Below are 19892 nucleotides of genomic sequence, written 5' to 3' on the forward strand. Positions count from 1 at the left end.
GGCCCTCAGATTTCGACCTGGGTCCCCAACTCGATCACCCGGTTCAACGGCAGGTTGAAAAAGCGCAGGGTGCCGTTGGCATTCTTCAGCAGGAAAGCGAACAAGATGCCGCGCCAGCGTGCCATGCCAACCAGGCGTGACGGGATCACCGTCTCCCGACTGAGGAAATAGGTGGTGCGCATCGGGCTGAAGTCCAGCCCCTCCAGGTGACATAACTTCAAGGCTAGCGGCACATCCGGCTCATCCATGAAGCCGAAATGCAGCAGCACCCGGTAGAAACCATCGCCATAGCTTTCCACCTCGAACTGCTGCTGCGCCGGCACCCGTGGCATGTCCTCGCTGACCACGGTCAACAACACCACCTGCTGGTGCAGCACCTGGTTATGCAGCATGTTGTGCAACAAGGCATGGGGCACCGCATCCGGGCGCGCCGTGAGGAATACCGCAGTGCCCTCGACCCGATGCGGCGGCTGCATGCGGATGCTGCTGATGAACAACGGCAGCGGCAGGCTGCCTTCATCCAGGCGCTCCACCAGGATCTGCTTGCCGCGCTTCCAGGTGGTCATGAGCACGAACAAGGCAATACCCGCCAGCACCGGAAAGGCCCCGCCCTGCACCACCTTGGGCACGTTGGCGGCAAAGAACAGGCCGTCGACGAACAGAAAGCCCAGCAGCACCGGTACCGCCAGCACCGGCGGCCACTTCCACAACAACAGCATCACCGTGGACACCAGCAAGGTGGTCATCAACATCGTGCCGGTCACCGCCACGCCATAGGCCGAGGCCAGTGCATCGGACGACTCGAAGCCCAGCACCAGCAAAATCACCCCGACCATCAGCGCCCAGTTCACCGCGCCGATGTAGATCTGCCCCTGTTCATGGCTGGAGGTGTGCTGGATCTGCATGCGCGGCACATACCCCAGCTGGATGGCCTGACGGGTCAGGGAGAAGGCCCCGGAAATCACCGCCTGGGAGGCGATCACCGTGGCCAGGGTGGACAGCCCGACCAACGGCAGCAGCGCCCAGCCCGGCGCCAGCAGGTAGAAGGGGTTGCGCGCGGCTTCCGGGTTCTGCAGCAGCATCGCACCCTGGCCGAAATAGTTGAGCACCAGCGCCGGCAATACCAGGATGAACCAGGCCCGGGCAATGGGTTTACGGCCGAAATGGCCCATGTCGGCATACAGCGCCTCGGCGCCGGTCAGGGCCAGCACCACGGCGCCCAGAATGGCGACACCCATGCCCGGATGAACAATAAAGAAGCGCACGGCCCAGACCGGATTGACGGCTTTGAGCACTTCCGGGCTCTGGGAAATGCCATGCACACCCAGCGCCGCCAGGACCAGGAACCAGGCGACCATCACCGGGCCGAACAGGATGCCGATGCGCGCGGTGCCATGCTTCTGGATCAGGAACAGCGCCACCAGCACGACCAGGGAAATCGGCACCACCCAATGGTCGATGCCGTCGAACGCCAGCTGCATGCCTTCGACCGCCGACAGCACCGAAATCGCCGGGGTGATCATGCTGTCGCCATAGAACAGCGCCGCGCCGATCAGGCCACAGCCAACCATCAGCGCGCGCAGTTTCGGATAAGGCGCCGAGGCCCGTCGGGCCAGGGCGGTAAGCGCCATGATGCCGCCCTCGCCCTGGTTGTCGGCGCGCAGGATGAACACCACGTACTTGAGCGACACCACCCAGATCAGCGACCAGAGGATCAGGGCCAGGATCCCCAGCACCCCGTCGTGGTTGACCGGCACGCCATAATCGCCGGAAAACACTTCCTTGAGGGTATAGAGGGGGCTGGTGCCGATGTCGCCATAGACCACCCCGACCGCCGCCACCAGCAGGCTCAGCGGCTTTGCCGCCCCATGCCCGGATTCTGCCTGACCGCTCGCCTGAACCATCCATCACTCCCGCAATCAAGACCTTGAGACAAACACAGGCATATCGGGGCGAAGCATAGCTGAGCGTTCGTCGCTTTTCTGCTGGTCAAGTGCCGTGCCGCTCGCTAGAATTGCGCACTTTTTGATCAGAGGCGCCCAGACGCCCGCCAAAGCCTGCCCGCCCCCGTGGCCCGGCAGGCTCTTCAATACCGAGGTTAGTCATGTCCACCACTCCTACGCCCACCACGCCCAAGGTCGGCTTCGTTTCCCTGGGTTGCCCCAAGGCCCTGGTCGATTCCGAGCGCATCCTGACCCAGCTGCGCATGGAAGGCTACGAAGTCGTGCCCACCTATCAGGATGCCGATGTGGTGGTGGTCAACACCTGCGGCTTCATCGACAGCGCCAAGGCCGAGTCCCTGGACGTGATCGGCGAAGCCATCAAGGAAAACGGCAAGGTCATCGTCACCGGCTGCATGGGTGTCGAGGAAGGCAACATCCGTGACGTGCACCCGAGCGTACTGGCCGTGACCGGCCCGCAGCAGTACGAGCAGGTCGTGACCGCAGTGCACGAAGTGGTACCGCCACGCCAGGACCACAACCCGCTGATCGACCTGGTGCCGCCACAGGGCGTCAAGCTGACCCCGCGCCACTACGCCTACCTGAAGATTTCCGAAGGCTGCAACCACAGCTGCAGCTTCTGCATCATCCCGTCGATGCGCGGCAAACTGGTCAGCCGTCCGGTGGGCGAAGTGCTGAGCGAAGCCGAGCGCTTGGTCAAGGCTGGCGTCAAGGAGATCCTGGTGATCTCCCAGGACACCAGCGCCTACGGCGTCGACGTCAAGTACAAGACCGACTTCTGGAACGGCCGTCCGGTCAAGACCCGCATGCTCGAGCTGTGTGAAGCCCTGAGCAGCCTGGGCGTCTGGGTGCGCCTGCACTATGTGTACCCGTATCCGAACGTCGATGACGTCATCCCGCTGATGGCCGCCGGCAAGATCCTGCCGTACCTGGACATCCCGTTCCAGCACGCCAGCCCGAAAGTGCTCAAGTCGATGAAACGCCCGGCCTTCGAAGACCGCACCCTGGCGCGCATCAAGAAATGGCGCGAGCAGTGCCCGGACCTGATCATCCGCTCCACCTTCATCGTCGGCTTCCCCGGCGAGACCGAGGAAGACTTCCAGTACCTGCTCGACTGGCTGACCGAAGCCCAGCTCGACCGCGTCGGCTGCTTCCAGTACTCGCCGGTCGAAGGCGCACCGGCCAACGACCTGGGCCTGGACGAAGTGCCGGATGACATCAAGCAGGAGCGCTGGGACCGCTTCATGGCCCACCAGCAGGCCATCAGCAGCGCCCGCCTGCAACTGCGCATCGGCAGGGAAATCGAAGTGCTGATCGACGAAGTCGAAGAGCAAGGCTCGGTAGGCCGCAGCTTCTTCGATGCCCCGGAAATCGATGGCAACGTGTTCATCGACGGCGACCACGGCTTCAAGCCGGGCGACAAGGTCCGCTGCCGGGTGGTCGATGCCGACGAGTATGACCTGTGGGCAGAGCCTGTCTGAGGACGTCCCGCTGAAAAGAGCCCCGCCAACCCTGGCGGGGCTTTTTTTTGCAACTATCGTTTCACCAGTTGCCCATGGAGAGCTCAGCGATGTACAGGCACAGCGGTGTGCAGACACCCCGGCTGGATGACTACCCGGAACTGGTGCGAGTGTGGGAAGCCTCGGTGCGCGCCACCCATGACTTCATGCCCGACAGCTACATCTGCCTGTTGCGCGAGCTGCTGCAAAGCCAGTACCTGGATGCGGTGATGCTGATCTGCTGCAAGGATGCCCGGCAACGGATCACCGGCTTTGCCGGGGTCGCCGCCGGACGGGTCGAGATGCTGTTCATCGACCCGGCCATGCGTGGCCAGGGCCTGGGCAAGCGCCTGTTGCGCTATGCCATCGACGAACTCAACGCCGTTGCCCTGGACGTCAACGAACAAAACACCCAGGCCCTGGCCTTCTACCTGCACCAGGGCTTTGAAGTGGTCGGTCGCTCGGAAACGGACGGCATGGGTCAGCCCTACCCCCTACTGCATCTGAGGCTAATTCAGACACAGTCTGTACAAACCGGCTGAAAGATCGCGCCATACTTTTCTGAAATGCCGCAAAATCGCAGATTAATGGCCCGATCGACGAATGTTGCCGGACCTGGGCGCGCCCGGGCGGTTACAATAGGCGCCTTTCCCTGTGCCTACGGCTGTCGTCATGTCTGAACCCATTCGCCTTTCCAAACGCCTCATCGAACTGGTCGGCTGCTCCCGCCGGGAGGCCGAGCTGTACATCGAAGGGGGCTGGGTCACCGTGGATGGCGAGGTGGTCGACGAACCGCAATTCAAGGTCGCCGAACAGAAGGTCGAACTGCAGGCCGGTGCCCGGGCCGAAGCCCTGGAGCCTGTCACCCTGCTGCTCAACCAGCCGGCGGAGCTGGACATCGATGGTGCCTGCAAGAGCATCACGGCCAGCAGCTTGTCCGAAGAGCACCGCTACGGCCGCCGCCCGCTCAAGGGTCATTTCGCCCGTCTTAGCTGCGCAGCCCCCTTGCAACCAGGTGCCAGTGGCCTGCAGGTATTTACCCAGGACTGGCGGGTCACCCGCAAGCTCAACGCCGACCTGGCAAAACTTGAGCAGGAATACATCGTCGAAGTCAGTGGCGAGATAATCACCCACGGCCTGGAACGCCTGAACCGCGGTTTCAACTGGAAGGGCAACGAGCTGCCGAAGATCAAGGCCAGCTGGCAGAACGAAACCCGCCTGCGCATGGTGCTGAAAAACCCGCAGCCCGGCTTGATCGCCCTGCTGTGCACCAGTGTCGGGCTCAGTGTCGTGAGCATGCGCCGGATCCGCCTGGGTGGCGTGGCCATGAGCAAGCTGCCCCTGGGCCAATGGCGCTACCTGGCCAGCAACGAAAGATTCTAGCAACAAGGCGCCGCCATCCGGGCGGCCCACCGAACAGGATTGTCACCATGATTCACAACGATGTACTGCGCAGCCTGCGCTACCTGCTCGACGTCAACGACGCCAAGCTGACCGATATCATCAAGCTGACCGGCTACAAGGTAGCAACTGCCGATATCGTTTCCTACCTGAAGAAAGAAGACGAAGAAGGCTTCGTGCGCTGCCCTGACGAGGTGATTGCGCACTTTCTCGATGGCCTGGTGATCTTCAAGCGCGGCAAGGATGACAGCCGTCCGCCGCTGCCGGTCGAGCTGCCGGTGACCAACAATATCATCATGAAGAAGCTGCGCGTGGCCTTCGAACTGAAGGAAGACGACCTGCACGCGATCCTCAAGGCTGCCGACTTCCCGGTGTCCAAGCCGGAGCTCAGCGCCCTGTTCCGCAAGGTCGGCCACAACAACTACCGCCCCTGCGGCGACCAGTTGCTGCGCAACTTCCTCAAGGGCCTGACCCTGCGGGTGCGTGGCTGAGTTGTCGATGAACTACAGCGTCGCCCCGATCGGTTTTGTCCGTTCCTGCTTCAAGGAAAAGTTCGCCATCCCGCGCCAGCCCCAGCTGGCACCGGCGGCGCGTGGCGTACTGGAGCTGCTGCCACCGTTCGACAGCGGCGAAGCGGTGGCCGGGCTGGAGCAGGTCAGCCATGTCTGGCTGTTGTTCCTGTTCCACCAGGCCCTCGAAGACAAACCCAGGCTCAAAGTGCGTCCGCCACGCCTGGGCGGCAACACCTCCATGGGCGTGTTCGCCACCCGCGCGACCCACCGGCCCAACGGCATAGGCCAGTCGGTGGTGCGCCTGGAAAAGGTCGAGGCCGGGCGGCTGCTGCTGTCGGGGATCGACCTGCTCGACGGCACGCCGGTGCTCGATATCAAGCCCTATGTGCCCTACGCCGATGCCGTGAGCGACGCGACCAACCAGATGGCCAGCGCACCACCAGCGCCGATTGACGTCACCTGGGGTGAGGACGCCCTGCCTCAGGCCCGGGTGCATGCCCTGCGCCTGGGTGAGCCGCTGGTGGAACTGATCGAGCAGTGCCTGGCCCAGGACCCGCGCCCGGCCTACCAGGTGCCGCCGCCAGAGCGGGTGTACGGGGTGAAGTTCTGGGATGTGCAGGTGCGCTGGCACTATCCGCAGCCGGACCGGATCCGCGTGCTGGAAGTGGTGCCTGACCTTCAATAGGGCTGCTTCGCAGCCCATCGCAGGCTTCGCCAGCTCCCACGCAGAGGCAGTGCCATTCTTTTGTAGGAGCTGGCATAGCCAGCGATAGGCCCCCCAAAAATACCAAGCATAAAAAAACGCAGGCCAGGGCCTGCGTTTTTTGTCTGCATCGCGCCGCTTACTTCTCGACGAATGCACGCTCGATCAGGTAGTCACCCGGCTCGCGCATACGTGGCGAAATCTTCAGGCCGAAGCTGTCGAGCACTTCGCTGGTCTCGTCGAGCATGCTCGGGCTACCGCAGATCATCGCACGGTCGTCCTGCGGGTTGATCGGTGGCAGACCGATGTCGCTGAACAGCTTGCCGCTACGCATCAGGTCGGTCAGGCGACCCTGGTTCTCGAACGGCTCGCGGGTCACGGTCGGGTAGTAGATCAGTTTTTCACGCAGTGACTCGCCGAAAAATTCGTTCTGCGGCAGGTGCTCGGTGATGAATTCGCGGTAGGCGACTTCGTTGACGTAGCGCACACCGTGAACCAGGATCACTTTTTCGAAGCGCTCGTAGGTTTCCGGGTCCTGGATGACACTCATGAACGGCGCAAGGCCGGTACCAGTGCTGAGCAGGTACAGGTGCTTGCCAGGGTTCAGGTCGTCCAGTACCAGGGTACCGGTAGGCTTCTTGGAGATGATGATCTCATCGCCTTCCTTCAGGTGCTGCAGCTGGGAGGTCAGCGGGCCGTCCGGCACCTTGATGCTGAAGAACTCCAGGTGCTCTTCCCAGTTCGGGCTGGCGATCGAGTAGGCGCGCATGAGCGGACGACCGCCGTCCTGTTGCAGACCGATCATCACGAACTGACCGTTCTCGAAGCGCAGGCCCGGATCGCGGGTGCACTTGAAGCTGAACAGGGTGTCATTCCAGTGGTGAACACTGAGAACGCGTTCGTGGTTCATGTTGCTCATGTACGGGCTCCTGAAATAAAACGCAGCGCTAATCTAGAGCGCGATTGCGCGATAGTTTAGTGCGAGCGACAATATCTGTTAAATGAATTATCAAGATATGTCTTATCGGTTATATAGATATGCGATTTACCCTTCGTCAGCTCCAGGTGTTCGTCGCCGTGGCCCAGTATCAAAGCGTCTCGCGAGCCGCTGGCGTACTGGCGCTCTCGCAGTCGGCCGCCAGTACATCGATCACCGAACTTGAGCGCCAGTCCAGCTGCCAGCTGTTCGACCGCGCCGGCAAGCGCCTGAGCCTCAACGCCCTGGGCCATCAACTGCTGCCCCAGGCGGTGGCCCTGCTCGACCAGGCCAAGGAAATCGAGGACCTGCTCAACGGCAAGTCGGGGTTCGGCTCCCTGGCGGTGGGCGCCACGTTGACCATCGGCAACTACCTGGCCACCCTGTTGATCGGCAGTTTCATGCAGATCCACCCGGAAAGTCAGGTCAAGCTCCATGTGCAGAACACTGCGCATATCGTGCAACAGGTTGCCCACTATGAAATTGATCTGGGTCTAATCGAAGGCGACTGCAACCATCCGGACCTGGAGGTGCAGCCCTGGGTCGAGGATGAACTGGTGGTGTTCTGCGCGCCACAACACCCGCTGGCCAGCCGCGGCCAGGCCAGCATGGAAGAACTGACCCATGAAGCCTGGATCTTGCGCGAACAGGGCTCGGGCACCCGCCTGACCTTCGATCAGGCCATGCGCCATCACCGCTCCAACCTGAACATCCGCCTGGAGCTGGAGCACACCGAAGCCATCAAGCGGGCCGTGGAGTCCGGCCTTGGCATCGGCTGCATCTCGCGCCTGGCCCTGCGAGACGCCTTCCGGCGCGGCAGTCTGGTGGCGGTGGAAACGCCGGAGCTGGACCTGGCCCGACAGTTCTTCTTCATCTGGCACAAGCAGAAGTACCAGACCTCGGCCATGCGCGAATTTCTCGAACTGTGCCGCAGCTTCACCGCCGGGGTGCGCCGCAGCGACGAGATTGTCCTGCCCAGCATTGCCTAGTGGCCTGTGTGGTCAATTCGCTTACTTAACTTCGGCCCAAGGCTTCACCAGGCGGCGTTGCCACGCATCAAAGTAGCTGGGCTACGACTCGTCGTGGCGCCTTGCCTGGTGAACCCTTGGACTCGAATTTAAGTACTCGAATTAGCCGTACAGGCCACTAGAGCAGGATCACCGCCCAGACCAGCCCGACCATCGTCATGGCGACGAGTTGGGCGGCGCTGCCCATGTCCTTGGCATTTTTCGACAACGGGTGGCGATCGAGGGAGATCCGGTCGATGGCCGCCTCGATCGCCGAGTTGAGCAACTCGACGATCAGCCCCAGCAGGCACACGACGATCAGGATCGCCCGCTCCGCCCGGCTGACATCCAGCCAGAAGGCCACCGGGATCAAGATCACATTGAGCAGCACCAACTGGCGGAATGCCGCTTCGCCGGTGAAGGCCGCGCGCAGGCCATCAAACGAATAGCCGGCAGCATTGAAGATACGCTTGAGGCCGGTCTGGCCCTTGAAAGGCGATGACATAGAGGGTCACTTCATCCACTGAAAAGCGCTGCAGCCTAGTGCAGGGCGGGTCAAAAAAGCGTGAAGGCCAAGGGCCTCAACTCGCTGAAACCGATTCCAGTTGTTGCAAGAGCAATGCGGCCTGGGTCCGGGTACGCACCCCGAGCTTGCGGAAGATCGCAGTCACGTGGGCCTTGATGGTCGCTTCCGAAACGTTCAGCTCATAGGCGATCTGCTTGTTCAGCAAACCTTCGCAGACCATGGTCAGCACCCGGAACTGCTGCGGCGTCAGGCTGGCCAGGCCTTCGCTGGCGGCCTTGGCCTCGGCCGACACATCGACCTTCTCGAAGGCCTGCGGCGGCCACCAGACTTCTCCGTCGAGCACTTTGCGTACCGCATCCTGAATGACTTCCAGCGGGCTGGACTTGGGGATGAAGCCACTGGCGCCGAATTCACGGGACTTGACCACCACCGAGGCTTCTTCCTGCGCCGACACCATCACCACCGGAATCTGCGGGTACTGTCCGCGCAGCAGGACCAGCCCGGAGAAACCATAGGCCCCCGGCATGTTGAGGTCCAGCAGCACCAGGTCCCAGTCGGACTTGTCGGTGAGGTGGGTTTCAAGTTCGGCGATGCTTGCCACTTCCACCAGGCGGACATCAGGGCCCAGGCCCAGGGTTACCGCCTGGCGCAGGGCACTGCGAAACAGCGGGTGGTCATCGGCAATCAGGATTTCGTACGTGGCCATCGATCTAATGATCCTGTTCTGTGCAGGCGCAGGGAGGAAGAATAGGCGCCTGGCGGGCAACTCGAGGTGCGGACAGCTCAGCCCGCACCCAAAAGGCACTTCAAGGCCAGGAAAAACAGCGCTTCAAGCCTTGTCTGTGCCCGAATCGGCGCCAAGGATGCCGAGCCACGACCGGGTGGTCAAGTTGATTGCCCGGTCGTTGCAAGCACGCAGTGGTCGCCAGCCTGCCTATTATGACCCAATGTGCAACGCCTGCCCCTTGTACTATAGGAAGGTATGCAAACGCTGATGCACCGCATCCTGCTCGTCCAGCGGCCACTGGTGCTTGGCGCTGAGGTAGTGGGTGCTGAACACGTCCAGGTAGGCATCCAACGCCTCGGCCGCACGCTGGTCACCGGCCAGCTCCAGGCACATCGCCGCCACTTCGGCGGTGCAGAAGTGGTCATCGCGCTTGGAGCGTCGCAGGCGATAGCGTGAGATCTGCTCCGGTTGCAGGCTGAGCACCGGGAAGCGGTCCAGGTACGGGCTCTTGCGAAACATCTTGCGTGCTTCGGTCCAGGTGGCATCCAGCAGGATGAACAGCGGTCGCTTGCCCGGCTCGCGTACCACTTCGGTGGCCACCCGCTGCGGCTCGACGAACTCGCCGGGGAACACGATATAGGGCTGCCAGTGCGGTTGATCAAGCAGCGCCAGCAGGGCGTCGTCGACCACGGTACGCTGCCAGCCGAAGGCCGAGGTGTCGCCAATGACGTCGGCAATCAGCCAGCCGGTGTTGCTCGGCTTGAGCGGCTCGGTGTCATGCATCAGCAGGCACATGGCCGAATCGGCCGGCACTTGCGGGCGCCAGGCGCACAGGCAATGACTGAAAATCACCCGGCACTGCGGGCAGCGCGGCGCGCGGGACCCACGGGCGACGAAGGGTTTGACACTGCGCGCCAGGCGCTCGGCGCGCAAGCGCGCTACGGCATGGCTCATGGCAGCAGACAACGAAAACGGGAAAGGGATGGCACTGCACAAACTCTGGACAGGAAAACCCGCCCAGTTTACCAGAGACAGCCTGCCGCTGACGGTATTTGCCGTGCAGCCGGGGCACCAACTCCCTATAATCCTCAGCCTGTCGCTACTCGCTGGCACCGGCCCGATGCCGTGACGGAACACCGTGCGCAGTTGCCGGTCCAATCGCCAGTTACCGAACCAGGAGAGATTCATGCTGCGTTTCATCGCCCCGTCCTTGAGCCTGTTGCTCGCCCTGCCCCTGGCCGCCAATGCGGCGTCCAAGCAGGAATACGAGCTGAGCCAGATGCTGCAGAAAGTCGCCAAGGAAAGCAGCGTGGGCACGCCGCGAGCGATCAACGAAGACATCCTCGACCAGGGCTACACCGTCGAAGGCAAGCAACTGATCAATCACCTCAGCGTGCGCGCCAGCCATGCCCAGCAGATGCAGGCCAACCCGGAAAAGCTTCGCGACCAGCTCGGCGCCAGCGTCTGCAAGAACACCGGCTTTCGCCAGCTGCTGGCCAAAGGCGCGGTGCTGACCTATCGCTTCACCGAGTACAAGACCAATCGCATGGTTGGCGAACAGGCGTTCAATGCCGCCAGCTGTGGTATCAAGGCGAGCAAGTAACCCTCAGGCGACCTGCTCACTGTCGCGCCGCTGCTTCTCATCGGCGCGCAGTTCCGCCACCAGGGCCTGGATGTAGCGTGAATGCCGTTCCCCGCCCCCCAGACGACGCAGGCACTCTTCTTCAAGACTCAGGTGATTGGCCTGGGCCGAACGTTCCAGCAGCTCGAACAGCTGTTCATCGAGTTCCAGATTTAGCCGTTGCATATGGCAGGCTCCCTGCATAGCGACAGTCGCCCAAGCCTTCAGTTAACCAGACCTGTATCCATCCTGGCTCCTGACTGACCAGCGGTCGGCAGACAATTTCCCCACCTTGCTAACAATCTCACGGCATTAACACCTGCCAGGGTCTAGATTGATATCAGGTACCCGCTACTTTCCGGGTACACCAAGGGGGGCCTGCCGACGCCCTGCACCGGCAGCGTTGACCGCAAACTTCAAAGTTCACTGCAATGAGACCTTGCAGGTCTACTGCACTGCTCGGCACCCGCCGAGCCACGGCAGCCAGCGACACACGCAGTGTCGCGGCCGGACAGTACAGTCCGGTCAGAGGTTTTGCTGCAGAAGGAGACGTTGAATGCCGTACCAACCGAACGAACTGCTAGCCAGTCACTTCAAGCACAACGGGATTGACCTGAACCACCTGGAAGAACAACTGAAGCTGGTCGCCCCCGACAGCCCCAACTTGCCTCTGTATCGCGACATGGTGCTGACCGTCCTGCGCATGGCCCATGACGACAGCAACCGCTGGAACGCCAAGATCACCCTGCAGGCCCTGCGTGAGCTGGACCATGCCTTCCGCACCCTGGACCAGTACAAGGGCCGGCGCAAGGTCACCGTCTTCGGTTCGGCACGCACCCCCGTCGAACACCCCATGTATGCACTGGCCCGGGAACTGGGTGCCACCCTGGCCCGCTCCAACCTGATGGTCATCACCGGCGCCGGCGGTGGCATCATGGCGGCAGCCCATGAAGGCGCCGGGGTCGATCACAGCCTGGGCTTCAATATCACCCTGCCCTTCGAGCAGCATGCCAATGCCACGGTGGGCGGCACCGACAAGCTCTTGCCGTTCCACTTCTTCTTCATTCGCAAGCTGTTCTTCGTCAAGGAGGCCGATGCCCTGGTGCTCTGCCCTGGCGGCTTCGGCACGCTGGACGAGGCACTGGAAGTACTGACCCTGATCCAGACCGGCAAGAGCCCCCTGGTACCGGTGGTGCTGCTGGACTCCCCGGGCGGCAACTTCTGGCAGGACGCCCTGAACTTCATCACCCGGCAGCTGGAAGAGAACCGCTACATCCTGCCAAGTGACATGAAGCTGCTGCGCCTGGTGCACAGTGCCGAGGAGGCGGTAGAGGAAATCAACCAGTTCTACAGCAACTACCACTCCAGCCGCTGGCTGAAGAACCAGTTCGTGATTCGCATGCACCATCCGCTCAGCGAGGCAGCGCTATTCGACCTCCAGGAAGGCTTCGCCGACCTGCGCCTGAGCGGCCACTATCATCAGCATGCCTACGCCGGCGAACACCACGACGAGCCGAAGTTCAGTCACCTGACCCGACTCACCTTCGCCTTCAACGGCCGCGACCAGGGGCGCCTGCGCGAGCTGGTGGACTTCATCAACCTGTCGGAAAACTGGGCCAAGCCCGAACCGATGCATACCACCCAGCGAGCCCGCGAAGCGTTGAGGGTCACCTGAGAACCGGGGGGTTAATCGTCCAGACCTCGGCCGCTCAACAGGCGGCCGATCATGTCCATGGAAAAGCCACGGTAGACCAGGAAACGGGTCTGCTGTGCGCGGCTGCGCGGATCGACGGGGAGCTGGCCGGAAAACTTGCGCTGCCAGACATCCCGCAATTGCGCCGTCCAGTCCACATCGCTCTCGCGCAGGGCCTGGTCGATCTCGCTGCGTTGCAGGCCACGCTGGCCCAGCTCTTCGCGAATGCGTGCAGGGCCGTAGCCTGAACGCGAACGGTAGCTGATGAAGCTTTCCAGGTAGCGGGCTTCACTGAGCAGGCCCTCTTCCGTCAGGCGGTCGAGTTCCTGGTCAATCAATTCGGAGGGAGCGCCGCGCTGACGCAACTTGCGCGTCAGCTCGACTCGACCGTGCTCGCGACGTGCGAGCAGGTCCATGGCTGTCCGCCTTACGGCGACGGGGGTATCGAGTTCGACGGACATGGGGGTGATCAGTAGTCGGCGTCAGCGTCGACCAGATCGTCTTCAGCTTCGGCGTTGACCGCAGCTGCCTTGCCGGCTGCATCGACGGCGCCAGCGCTGAGCAGCTTGTCGCGAATCTGCTTCTCGAGGGTGGCGGCGATTTCCGGGTTGTCCTGGAGGAACTTGGCCGAGTTGGCCTTGCCCTGACCAATCTTGCTGCCCTGGTAGCTGTACCAGGCACCGGATTTTTCCAGGAAGCCGTGCAGTACGCCCAGGTCGATGATCTCGCCGTTGCGGTAGATACCCTTGCCGTAGAGGATCTGGAATTCAGCCTGACGGAACGGTGGCGCCACCTTGTTCTTGACGATCTTGACCCGGGTTTCGCTGCCGACCACTTCGTCGCCTTCCTTCACCGCGCCGGTACGGCGGATGTCCAGGCGAACCGAGGCGTAGAACTTCAGGGCGTTACCGCCGGTGGTGGTTTCCGGGCTACCGAACATCACGCCGATCTTCATACGGATCTGGTTGATGAAGATCACCAGGCAGTTGGCGTTCTTGATGTTACCGGTGATCTTGCGCAGCGCCTGGGACATCAGGCGGGCCTGCAGGCCCACGTGCATGTCGCCCATCTCGCCTTCGATCTCGGCCTTGGGTACCAGGGCGGCCACGGAGTCGACGATGATTACGTCAACGGCGTTGGAGCGCACCAGCATGTCGGTGATTTCCAGGGCCTGCTCGCCGGTGTCCGGCTGCGAGACCAGCAGGTCGTCGACATTGACGCCCAGCTTGCCGGCGTACTCGGGGTCGAGGGCGTGTTCGGCGTCGACGAAGGCACAGGTAGCGCCCATTTTCTGGGCCTGGGCGATGACCGACAGGGTCAGGGTGGTTTTACCGGACGACTCGGGGCCGTAGATCTCGACGATACGACCTTTTGGCAGACCGCCAATGCCCAGGGCGATGTCCAGGCCCAGGGAGCCGGTGGAGATGGCCGGGATCGCCTGACGCTCGTGGTCGCCCATGCGCATGACCGCGCCTTTACCGAATTGACGCTCGATTTGCCCCAGGGCCGCAGCCAAGGCGCGCTTCTTGTTGTCGTCCATTGAAGTCCTCACGTAATCGATAGGGCCTGACGGCCAGAAACACCTGTATAAGTAGCCAGTATTATTCCACAGGGTTTTCTTCCCGCCTACCCCCGAATTGCGATTTACTCTGCGCCAAGCTGTAACAAGCCCTCTAGCGCGGCGATTACCGTTTGTCGGCGTACCGCATCGCGGTCGCCGTCGAAGTGCCGGCGCTCGCTGCTCACCCGGTCACCATCGGCCCAGGCCAGCCAGACGGTGCCCACCGGTTTGGCTGGAGAACCGCCATCGGGCCCGGCCACACCACTGACCGCCACGGCAAAGCGCGCACCACTGGCCGCCCGGGCGCCACGGACCATGGCCTCGACCACTTCCTGGCTGACGGCGCCGACCTGGACGAACAAGGTGTCCGGCACACCCAGCTGGCGGGTCTTCTGCCCATTGGAATAGGTCACATAACCGGCCTCGAACCAGGCCGAGCTGCCCGCCGTGCGGGTGATCGCCTCGGCGATGCCGCCACCGGTGCAGGATTCGGCCGTGGTCACCTGGGCGTTGAAACGACGCAGGTGTTTACCCAGGCGGGCGGAAAGCGCGGTGATCGGGTCCATGGCAAGCTCCTTGAAAGACTGTCGCCTACCCTACACCAGCGCAGGCCCGGCACAAATGCTCAGTGCAGCAGTGCCTGCACATAGGCCTGGCACGCGCGCAAGGCGATCAATCCCCGATCGCCCTGGTCGGTGATGGCGATAATTCTTCCAGCATGCGCCGGGTCAAGTCGGGCGCGTACGGGCTCATGATCCAGGCCGCTGGCGCAGGCGGCGGCGGGCACAGCGGCGCAACCGGTGGCACCCCGCTCGACCAGGACTGACAGCCGTAGATCGGCAGTAGCCAGGCGATCACGCAGACGGGCCTGATTGTCTCGAGCATCGACAAGCTCCTGATAATGACGTTGATCACTGGCCTGCAGCCGCTGCTCCAAGCCCTGGCGTTGCTGGCGCTCGGCAAGCAGTTGCGCGGCCGCAGTTTCAGCCTGGACCCGGCGTTCGCCGGCACAGGTTTCTGCCTGCTGCGCCAGCTGTCGGCCCAAGCGCCAGCCCTGGATCTGCCAGGTCAGCCCACAGGCCGCGATCAGCAGCGCCAGCAGCACGCCGGACCGTCCAGGACTCAACACAGCACCTCCCGCGCCCTGGCCCAGAGCCGCAAGCGATCCTCCAGACCATTGAGCCCGCCGTTGATATGCCGGGTGATGCGGTTGAACTCACCCCGGTCGGCCAATTGGTTAAGCCCGCGCGAGTGCCAGAACCAGGCTGCCGACGCCGAAGCCCACTGCGGTTGTTCGAGCAAGTGGGGGTGTTCGAGCAAGCGCTCGTCGTCAAACAGGGCCAGGCTACAGGCCCGGTAGTTGTTGCGCCCGGTCACCTGGATCAGACCACGGCCGCAGTAGCGCTGGCCGTCGCCGTCGGCCTCGGGGGTGTTGCCCAGGCGCAGGGCCAGGTTGCCGGTGTCATAGCGCGAGAGGTAGCGGTCGCTGCCCAGCTCCCTGACGTAGCGCAACTGGCCGGATTCGTGCCCCACCTGGGCGAGAAAGGCGGCCATGCGCCGGGAGGTGTTGATTTCCCAATGGGCCATGGCCTGGTTCAGTGCAGGTAAAAAAATGCCCGCGTTCAAGCGGGCGTCGGGAAACAGTGCAGCCAGTTGTTCCAGTGTCATGGGGTCCTTCCTGGTCGAGGGGATCAATCGGGTTGCGGCTCGCGTTTCCCAAGCCGCTATATGCTTGCGACGTGCCTGCCTTTGGCCCTGGCCTTGCCCTTGCTGCCACCATTGCAATGGACCGTTGTGCCCCAGCCGGATGACGTGAAGCTGTGCTCGACCGACTCGATCAGGTACTGGCCATCCAGGCCCTCCTTGAAGCCCTGGGCATTGAGCAGGCGTTCGGCGAACAGATCCGTACGCCCGGCCATTTCCAGGCGCAGGCTGGCAGTGCTGCGGTTGAAAGCCGCCAACCGCGCCTTGGCGGCCTGTTCGGCGGCAGACTTGTCGGGATGGATGTGCCGGTCGGTATGCACCGGTTGCAGTCCATCGGGTGCCGCGCCGTTGGCGATGTCGATGGTCTTGAGTTGCCCGGTTCTCTTGTCCTGGTGACGGGTCTGTACAGCTTTGTGCGTCCCCTTGTCCGCCAGGCTGATCTGCCAGCGACTCACGTCGGCACGCTGCAGGGTGACGATGCCAAGGGCCTGGCCACTGGCACTCTTCCCGGCCTGGCGAGGCATCACCAGCAACTTGCCATCGCCGACCTTGGCCGTGCAGTCGTACTGCCGGGCCAGACGGGTGATGAAGTTGAAGTCCGATTCGTTGAGTTGGTCAACCCGGGGCACCCGGGTGGTGACCGGGCAGACCGGCTGCCAACCGTTGCGTGCAGCGATATCGCCGACGATCCGTTGCAACGGCACATCCTCCCAGCTGCCGCTGCGGGTGGTCTTGCCGCTGCCGCGCATGTCGCTGGCCTTGCCGCGGATGACGATGCTGTCGGGGGGGCCGGACAGCTCCACCTCGTCCACGGTGTAACGGCCCAGGCGCGTCAAAGCCTGCCCGGCATAACCCAGGTGCACCTCGATCAGGGCGCCTCGTGCCGGCAGTGTCACGGCCCCGTCGCGATCATCGATGCGCAGTTCGAACTCATCGGATTCCATGCCCGGCTTGTCCGAGGTTCGCAGCGACAACAGTCGGTCATTGATCAGCTCGGTGATGTCCTTGCCATCGGCGACAAGGCGAAATACAGGTTGCATGGCTCATGCTCCAGAAAAACAGCCCCCGCACCGGGCGGGGTCTGATGGTTACTGCCAGGTGCGGGCCTCAATCCCACAACTGCACGATGGCCTCGGCCGTCGTCGGCAACGCCGGCAACAGGATCTGTACCCCGGCACGAAACGGCTGAGGTTCGTCGGCCAGGCCCTGGTTGGCGTCCAGCACCGCCTCGACGCTGCCATTGAGGTGGCCGTAGTAGTGCTGGCACAGGGTGTCGAGCAGGTCCCCGTCAGACGTTCTGCATGTCGTCGCCATAGCTTACGAACTCCAGTGAGAAACCTTGTTTTCGGGGGATGCCGCCGGCCAGCAGGTGGCTTTGGTCTTCGTCGATGCTGGTCAGGCACCAGTTGCCCAGGACTTCGCCGTAGCCTGTGGTCAGGCTCAGGGGCAGCAGTTGTCGACCGATGCTGCGCAATGCCTGCAGTTGCCCAAGTCCGCCTTTGAAGCCCGGGTAGATCGCACCCTTGATGCTGATCTTCTCGTCCCCCAGCCCCACCGCTTGCTGCGCAGTGCTGCGCGTCAGGCGCTCCTGGGCCGCCCAGCGATAGCCGGTCTGCCGACGCAGTGCCTCAAAGGCCGCAGTGTCGAGGTTGAAGTAATACGCAGACGCCTCGGGCTTGAGCGGCTGCAGCACCAACAGGTGCGGGAACGGCTTGACCGCTTCGGCCGCCGGCGTTGCGTCGGGTGCGAAACTACCGGTCGGCAGGATGTTGGCCAGGGACGGGCTGATCTTGCCGGCTACGCGATTGATCGCGGCGCCGACCCTGGCCACCTGGGTTCGCACCGTACCGACCCCCGCTTGCACCTGGGCCACGATTGCCACCGCCCGGTCGTAGCGGGCTATTGCCCGGTCGACGGTGGACTGCGCCGCGTTGATGGCGCGCAAGGTGCGCTGCAGTTTCGCACCGATGGCCGGCCCCACGAATGGCAACCCTTCAAGCTCGGCAGCCGCCTCACGAAATACCACCGCGGCCTCATTCACCGGCGCCAGCATGTCATCGGCACTGCGCCGCCCCGCTTCCCCTGCCGCCACCAGTGCACCAAGCCCGGATTGCAGTTGATCCAAGTAATTCATGGCACCTCCTTAAATCACATGTGGAACGTCGTACAGTTGGCGACTGGTTGCCTGGCGGACCAGCTCGTCGAATTGACGGCGAACAATGGCCCCGACCTCCTGGGCGAGCTGCATGGGGTCACTCAGGTTCCCCTGGACAGTGACAGGCATGTTCGGCGCGAACGTGAACTGTTGGTTGAGCGGTGCCTGTTGGGTCACGCTTGTCTGCTGCGTCGCGGGAAGGGTTGCCATCAGGGCGAGCTCGGCCGTTGACGGTGCAATGGCCCGGGCAGCCTCGCCCAACGACCGACCAGTCGCGCCCTGCGCTTCCCGGACCGGGCCTGCCCCGTCTTTGACTGAAGGCTTGTCAGCGGCGTCGGGGGCGAACCAGCGCCTGGCCAGCAGGCTGCCTAAATCGTCACCCGCAAGCCCTCCCACCAACGCCCCGACCGCCGTGCCGATCACCGGAACGGCCGAGCCCAGTGCAGCCCCGGCAAGCGCTCCGCCGAGTCCGCCTAGCGCCCCTCCATAGCCATCGGCTTTTTCTTCGGCTGTCTCGGCCGTCAGCGCAGTCTTGGCGACTTTGTAACCGGCCTCGAGCAAGGACAGAGGAGCAACCGACTTGACCCCGGTCCACATCTTGCTCGCGATACTTGGCGCTGGCGCCGACGTTGGTGGATCGGGAAGCGATTCGGTACCGGTGTCGACGTCTCCTGTCTGCTTCCCTTTTCTCGTCGACGAGCGACCAAACACCCCCTTCACCTTACCCATCACGCCTGACCCAAGGTTCTTCGGCACCTTGCCCACACGATCAAGGCCCGGCAGGGCCTTGCCTCCCCGTAGCGTCCCGGCGATAGCGACACTCCCCAGCGCCAGGGCGGTATCACCTGCGGACACCGGCGCGGCTTGCTCCGCAGGCGCAGCGACCGTGGTGCAGCGCACAGCCTTGCCCACCTCACAGGGACAAGGCTTGCAGGGAGCATGCTCTTCAGTTGAGGGCTTGTTTGCCTGGACAGGCGCGAACCAGTGCTTGCCCATCCATTCGTTCAGGCTTGGGGCAGTTGGCTTGTCTCGCGGGTCGCCTGCCAACGGACCGGCCCCAGGCTTGAGCGGCCCCATTGCGGTCAGGAGCGGTATCAACCTTGGGGCACCCGTCGCAGCGGCGTCGGCCCGCACCAGCGCGCCTGATCCATCACCAACAGGTTTGCGTTCGGAATGCGTGACTGGCGACTCACTGCCCTGGTCATCAGTAAACCAGTCCCCGGCCAGCTTCGCCCCCAAGCGCTCACCGACGACGCCACCGAGCCTTTCCCCCAGCGCACGGCCGTCGGGACCTGCGACCCTGGCGCCGAACGCCGCCCCCACTCGCGCCCCTACAACCCCGCCTGCCACCTCACCGTAACCCTCGGCCTTTTCTTCCGGGGTCTGGTCACTGCGGTAGATACTGACCACCTCGACACCCGTCTCCAGGTAGTCAAGATAGGTGTTCAGCTTCTCGGCGGTGCGCGCCGCTTTCTTCTTGCTTCGCCGCGAAGCTGTAACGCTCAATTGACCTACTTTTGCTTTCAATCCATGGGTCAGCTCCTTCAAACCCTGCGCAAGCGCACCGATTGCATCACCCAGAACGCCCGACCTGGCCTCCTGCGTATCCTCAGGCGTATTCAACCCACCTTGAGGCCCCTGGGCCTGGCCAAACATGCGCTTGAACATCCCGGTGCTTGTGACTGACTGCATCGTTTTTCCGATGCGGTTTTCGATAGCCTTCAACGTGGTGCCTACCGTCGGCTTGACGGCGGCACCGATCCCCCTGCTCGCCATCCACTTCCCCTTCGCATTCGAATTGAGCTCAGTCCGTGAGCCACCAGACCATGTCGGCGTACGACATGGT

Annotated in this window: 23 protein-coding genes; 8 read left to right on the forward strand and 15 right to left on the reverse strand. The window is 63.1% G+C overall.

Annotated elements, in window-relative coordinates; translation table 11 throughout:
* Positions 1-5: 5 nt before the first annotated feature.
* Positions 6-1904, reverse strand: coding sequence for a potassium transporter Kup (locus ACIQUS_RS04130; protein ID WP_403043243.1), 1899 nt, complete (start codon positions 1902-1904; stop codon positions 6-8).
* Between the two features lie 200 nt (positions 1905-2104).
* Between ACIQUS_RS04130 and rimO the strand changes: the two genes are divergently transcribed.
* The 5 genes from rimO to tsaA all read left to right on the forward strand — a co-directional run bounded on the left by rimO (position 2105) and on the right by tsaA (position 6058).
* Positions 2105-3442, forward strand: coding sequence for a 30S ribosomal protein S12 methylthiotransferase RimO (gene rimO, locus ACIQUS_RS04135; RefSeq protein WP_403043246.1), 1338 nt, complete (start codon positions 2105-2107; stop codon positions 3440-3442).
* An 89-nt stretch (positions 3443-3531) separates the two neighbouring features.
* Positions 3532-4002 (forward strand): GNAT family N-acetyltransferase, encoded by a 471-nt coding sequence (locus ACIQUS_RS04140; protein ID WP_403043248.1) that lies wholly within the window; start codon positions 3532-3534, stop codon positions 4000-4002.
* A 130-nt stretch (positions 4003-4132) separates the two neighbouring features.
* On the forward strand, positions 4133-4843 hold the full coding sequence (locus ACIQUS_RS04145) for an rRNA pseudouridine synthase (protein ID WP_403043251.1): 711 nt from the start codon (positions 4133-4135) through the stop codon (positions 4841-4843).
* Between the two features lie 47 nt (positions 4844-4890).
* Positions 4891-5352: a DUF1456 family protein gene (locus ACIQUS_RS04150; RefSeq protein ID WP_403043254.1), complete on the forward strand. Its 462-nt coding sequence runs from the start codon at positions 4891-4893 to the stop codon at positions 5350-5352.
* A 7-nt stretch (positions 5353-5359) separates the two neighbouring features.
* Complete coding sequence (gene tsaA / locus ACIQUS_RS04155) at positions 5360-6058, forward strand: tRNA (N6-threonylcarbamoyladenosine(37)-N6)-methyltransferase TrmO (RefSeq protein ID WP_403043258.1); 699 nt, start codon at positions 5360-5362, stop codon at positions 6056-6058.
* Positions 6059-6215: 157 nt separating this feature from the next.
* Here the strand turns inward: tsaA and fpr are convergent, their stop codons facing one another.
* A complete protein-coding gene (gene fpr / locus ACIQUS_RS04160; protein ID WP_403043260.1) occupies positions 6216-6995 on the reverse strand; it encodes a ferredoxin-NADP reductase in 780 nt (259 codons plus the stop codon).
* Positions 6996-7114: 119 nt separating this feature from the next.
* Here fpr and ACIQUS_RS04165 point away from each other — a divergent pair, with 119 nt between their 5' ends.
* Entirely contained in the window at positions 7115-8041 is a 927-nt protein-coding gene (locus ACIQUS_RS04165) for a LysR family transcriptional regulator (RefSeq protein ID WP_403043262.1), read from the forward strand.
* A 157-nt stretch (positions 8042-8198) separates the two neighbouring features.
* Here ACIQUS_RS04165 and ACIQUS_RS04170 read toward each other — a convergent pair whose 3' ends face one another.
* The 3 genes from ACIQUS_RS04170 to ACIQUS_RS04180 all read right to left on the reverse strand — a co-directional run bounded on the left by ACIQUS_RS04170 (position 8199) and on the right by ACIQUS_RS04180 (position 10266).
* Positions 8199-8564, reverse strand: coding sequence for a diacylglycerol kinase (locus ACIQUS_RS04170; protein WP_403043265.1), 366 nt, complete (start codon positions 8562-8564; stop codon positions 8199-8201).
* A 76-nt stretch (positions 8565-8640) separates the two neighbouring features.
* Positions 8641-9291 (reverse strand): response regulator transcription factor ErdR, encoded by a 651-nt coding sequence (gene erdR / locus ACIQUS_RS04175; RefSeq protein WP_403043267.1) that lies wholly within the window; start codon positions 9289-9291, stop codon positions 8641-8643.
* A 264-nt stretch (positions 9292-9555) separates the two neighbouring features.
* On the reverse strand, positions 9556-10266 hold the full coding sequence (locus ACIQUS_RS04180) for a tRNA-uridine aminocarboxypropyltransferase (RefSeq protein ID WP_403043270.1): 711 nt from the start codon (positions 10264-10266) through the stop codon (positions 9556-9558).
* A gap of 232 nt (positions 10267-10498) precedes the next feature.
* Here ACIQUS_RS04180 and ACIQUS_RS04185 point away from each other — a divergent pair, with 232 nt between their 5' ends.
* On the forward strand, positions 10499-10915 hold the full coding sequence (locus ACIQUS_RS04185) for a quorum-sensing-regulated virulence factor family protein (protein WP_403043273.1): 417 nt from the start codon (positions 10499-10501) through the stop codon (positions 10913-10915).
* A 3-nt stretch (positions 10916-10918) separates the two neighbouring features.
* On the opposite strand, the gene ACIQUS_RS04190 is transcribed toward ACIQUS_RS04185, so the two are convergent.
* Positions 10919-11119, reverse strand: coding sequence for a hypothetical protein (locus tag ACIQUS_RS04190; RefSeq protein WP_403043275.1), 201 nt, complete (start codon positions 11117-11119; stop codon positions 10919-10921).
* A gap of 370 nt (positions 11120-11489) precedes the next feature.
* On the opposite strand from ACIQUS_RS04190, the gene ACIQUS_RS04195 reads away from it, so the two are divergent.
* Positions 11490-12608, forward strand: coding sequence for an LOG family protein (locus tag ACIQUS_RS04195; RefSeq protein WP_403043278.1), 1119 nt, complete (start codon positions 11490-11492; stop codon positions 12606-12608).
* Positions 12609-12619: 11 nt separating this feature from the next.
* Here ACIQUS_RS04195 and recX read toward each other — a convergent pair whose 3' ends face one another.
* The 9 genes from recX to ACIQUS_RS04240 form a co-directional block, all read right to left on the reverse strand.
* On the reverse strand, positions 12620-13087 hold the full coding sequence (recX, locus tag ACIQUS_RS04200) for a recombination regulator RecX (RefSeq protein ID WP_403043281.1): 468 nt from the start codon (positions 13085-13087) through the stop codon (positions 12620-12622).
* Between the two features lie 8 nt (positions 13088-13095).
* On the reverse strand, positions 13096-14166 hold the full coding sequence (recA, locus tag ACIQUS_RS04205) for a recombinase RecA (protein WP_285862622.1): 1071 nt from the start codon (positions 14164-14166) through the stop codon (positions 13096-13098).
* A gap of 104 nt (positions 14167-14270) precedes the next feature.
* On the reverse strand, positions 14271-14753 hold the full coding sequence (locus ACIQUS_RS04210; RefSeq protein ID WP_403043283.1) for a CinA family protein: 483 nt from the start codon (positions 14751-14753) through the stop codon (positions 14271-14273).
* 59 nt (positions 14754-14812) lie between these two features.
* Positions 14813-15313 carry a lysis protein gene (locus ACIQUS_RS04215; protein ID WP_403043286.1) on the reverse strand — a complete coding sequence of 167 codons (501 nt, stop codon included), beginning with the start codon at positions 15311-15313 and terminating at the stop codon, positions 14813-14815.
* Complete coding sequence (locus tag ACIQUS_RS04220; protein WP_403043288.1) at positions 15310-15855, reverse strand: glycoside hydrolase family 19 protein; 546 nt, start codon at positions 15853-15855, stop codon at positions 15310-15312. Before ACIQUS_RS04220 ends, ACIQUS_RS04215 begins: the two co-directional genes overlap by 4 nt.
* Before the next feature lie 56 nt (positions 15856-15911).
* A complete protein-coding gene (locus ACIQUS_RS04225) occupies positions 15912-16931 on the reverse strand; it encodes a phage late control D family protein (protein WP_403043291.1) in 1020 nt (339 codons plus the stop codon).
* 67 nt (positions 16932-16998) lie between these two features.
* Complete coding sequence (locus ACIQUS_RS04230) at positions 16999-17205, reverse strand: tail protein X (RefSeq protein ID WP_403043294.1); 207 nt, start codon at positions 17203-17205, stop codon at positions 16999-17001.
* Complete coding sequence (locus ACIQUS_RS04235; protein ID WP_403043296.1) at positions 17180-18025, reverse strand: phage tail protein; 846 nt, start codon at positions 18023-18025, stop codon at positions 17180-17182. Before ACIQUS_RS04235 ends, ACIQUS_RS04230 begins: the two co-directional genes overlap by 26 nt.
* A 9-nt stretch (positions 18026-18034) precedes the next feature.
* Complete coding sequence (locus tag ACIQUS_RS04240) at positions 18035-19822, reverse strand: hypothetical protein (protein WP_403043299.1); 1788 nt, start codon at positions 19820-19822, stop codon at positions 18035-18037.
* Positions 19823-19892 lie beyond the last annotated feature (70 nt).

This window comes from Pseudomonas sp. NPDC090755 (genome assembly GCF_044769005.1).
GTDB lineage: Bacteria > Pseudomonadota > Gammaproteobacteria > Pseudomonadales > Pseudomonadaceae > Aquipseudomonas.

Coding starts and splice junctions, on each gene's coding strand:
- ACIQUS_RS04130 (WP_403043243.1), bottom strand. CDS start 1,904: ATGGTTCAGGCGAGCGGTCAGGCAGAATCCGGGCATGGGGCGGCAAAG.
- rimO (WP_403043246.1), top strand. CDS start 2,105: ATGTCCACCACTCCTACGCCCACCACGCCCAAGGTCGGCTTCGTTTCC.
- ACIQUS_RS04140 (WP_403043248.1), top strand. CDS start 3,532: ATGTACAGGCACAGCGGTGTGCAGACACCCCGGCTGGATGACTACCCG.
- ACIQUS_RS04145 (WP_403043251.1), top strand. CDS start 4,133: ATGTCTGAACCCATTCGCCTTTCCAAACGCCTCATCGAACTGGTCGGC.
- ACIQUS_RS04150 (WP_403043254.1), top strand. CDS start 4,891: ATGATTCACAACGATGTACTGCGCAGCCTGCGCTACCTGCTCGACGTC.
- tsaA (WP_403043258.1), top strand. CDS start 5,360: ATGAACTACAGCGTCGCCCCGATCGGTTTTGTCCGTTCCTGCTTCAAG.
- fpr (WP_403043260.1), bottom strand. CDS start 6,995: ATGAGCAACATGAACCACGAACGCGTTCTCAGTGTTCACCACTGGAAT.
- ACIQUS_RS04165 (WP_403043262.1), top strand. CDS start 7,115: ATGCGATTTACCCTTCGTCAGCTCCAGGTGTTCGTCGCCGTGGCCCAG.
- ACIQUS_RS04170 (WP_403043265.1), bottom strand. CDS start 8,564: ATGTCATCGCCTTTCAAGGGCCAGACCGGCCTCAAGCGTATCTTCAAT.
- erdR (WP_403043267.1), bottom strand. CDS start 9,291: ATGGCCACGTACGAAATCCTGATTGCCGATGACCACCCGCTGTTTCGC.
- ACIQUS_RS04180 (WP_403043270.1), bottom strand. CDS start 10,266: ATGAGCCATGCCGTAGCGCGCTTGCGCGCCGAGCGCCTGGCGCGCAGT.
- ACIQUS_RS04185 (WP_403043273.1), top strand. CDS start 10,499: ATGCTGCGTTTCATCGCCCCGTCCTTGAGCCTGTTGCTCGCCCTGCCC.
- ACIQUS_RS04190 (WP_403043275.1), bottom strand. CDS start 11,119: ATGCAACGGCTAAATCTGGAACTCGATGAACAGCTGTTCGAGCTGCTG.
- ACIQUS_RS04195 (WP_403043278.1), top strand. CDS start 11,490: ATGCCGTACCAACCGAACGAACTGCTAGCCAGTCACTTCAAGCACAAC.
- recX (WP_403043281.1), bottom strand. CDS start 13,087: ATGTCCGTCGAACTCGATACCCCCGTCGCCGTAAGGCGGACAGCCATG.
- recA (WP_285862622.1), bottom strand. CDS start 14,166: ATGGACGACAACAAGAAGCGCGCCTTGGCTGCGGCCCTGGGGCAAATC.
- ACIQUS_RS04210 (WP_403043283.1), bottom strand. CDS start 14,753: ATGGACCCGATCACCGCGCTTTCCGCCCGCCTGGGTAAACACCTGCGT.
- ACIQUS_RS04220 (WP_403043288.1), bottom strand. CDS start 15,855: ATGACACTGGAACAACTGGCTGCACTGTTTCCCGACGCCCGCTTGAAC.
- ACIQUS_RS04225 (WP_403043291.1), bottom strand. CDS start 16,931: ATGCAACCTGTATTTCGCCTTGTCGCCGATGGCAAGGACATCACCGAG.
- ACIQUS_RS04230 (WP_403043294.1), bottom strand. CDS start 17,205: ATGGCGACGACATGCAGAACGTCTGACGGGGACCTGCTCGACACCCTG.
- ACIQUS_RS04235 (WP_403043296.1), bottom strand. CDS start 18,025: ATGAATTACTTGGATCAACTGCAATCCGGGCTTGGTGCACTGGTGGCG.
- ACIQUS_RS04240 (WP_403043299.1), bottom strand. CDS start 19,822: ATGGCGAGCAGGGGGATCGGTGCCGCCGTCAAGCCGACGGTAGGCACC.